The following is a 1,083-nucleotide window of genomic DNA, read 5'->3' as shown; positions in this document are numbered from 1 at the left end:
TAATAATACTCCGTCAAGAATTGAGCGTTTAGAAAAAGAAAAGGCTGAATTAGCCAGTAAGATTTTACTCCTAAAAAACCAAGAGAAAGAGAGTAGAAATAAGACTGAACTTAGAAAGAAAATTCTTATTGGCTCAATGGTTGTGGGCTTGATGTTGAAAAATGAAACGTTAAAAGATCAGATTACTTCTCGTTTAGATAAATTTCTTACAAAAAATATCGATAGAAAGCTTTTCAATTTGCCACTTACAAAAAGAGAACAGCAAGAGGATAATAATTCTTTTTAGGTGTAAATATCAAAACTGTTACTATATCCTTCCTCTCATGCATACAGTGCATCTACATTAATGAATCAAGAAAATAACATTTTTATATCTCAAAACCCCTCACACACCTATCGATTCATTTATCAAAATGTTAAGCATTTCATCATCCAGATAGCGGAAAGCCAAATAGTCATCTAATGGATAGAATCCTAATCTTCCTAGCTCCTCAGTTTTATACTCATCATTAATTCCAAGCCAATCACAGAATGACTTCCAGTTTGGTAACATGGCAAAACTAAATTTCATTTCGCATTGCGTGAGTAATTTCCTGATCACACGTAGCTCAGTACCTACATATCTATAGGGTGCGCTCATCACAACGTCATCAATGATTATGCATTTCTGTGGGCCAATGACTCCAGAAGAGATAAACTCTGATAAAGTTGCGATTTTATGTTGATCATCCAGCAAATATTTATGAAGACGACCAATATAATTATCTTCCCTTACAAGCCAGACTCTGGCTGTATTTAGTTCAAACGCAGCACCGAAATTATAAATTGTATAGCTAAGATGCCCGATCACCTTTTCTCTTAGCTCAATTGGATGGGTAACGTGTGTTAAAAATTGGTTATCCCCAGTTTTACTAACTAGATTGTCAGATAGTTTCACTGTCACTTTCACTTCCTTATTAATTAGACACCCTATGGAAGGCCATAAAAACCCTAGTCAATTTTGATAATTATAATTATTAATTGAGAGGTTTAATATATTCATCACCCATGCATCGAGGTTCAATTGACTCATAGAAATTCATG

2 protein-coding genes are annotated in these 1,083 nt (G+C 34.1%); one reads left to right on the top strand and one right to left on the bottom strand.

Annotation, left to right across the window (positions count from 1 at the left end; genetic code table 11):
• Positions 1 to 286: hypothetical protein (locus tag DBR30_RS21245; RefSeq protein WP_181363555.1), on the top strand; the 286-nt coding region annotated here is incomplete at its 5' end.
• Positions 287 to 385: 99 nt separating this feature from the next.
• On the opposite strand, the gene DBR30_RS11330 is transcribed toward DBR30_RS21245, so the two are convergent.
• Positions 386 to 943, bottom strand: a complete 558-nt coding sequence (locus DBR30_RS11330) for a hypothetical protein (protein ID WP_108541285.1) — start codon at positions 941 to 943, stop codon at positions 386 to 388.
• Between the last annotated feature and the right edge of the window lie 140 nt (positions 944 to 1,083).

It is taken from the genome of Aeromonas sp. HMWF017 (assembly GCF_003061465.1).
GTDB classification, from domain to species: domain Bacteria; phylum Pseudomonadota; class Gammaproteobacteria; order Enterobacterales; family Aeromonadaceae; genus Aeromonas; species Aeromonas veronii.
This window is presented reverse-complemented; position numbering and strand designations above follow the sequence as displayed.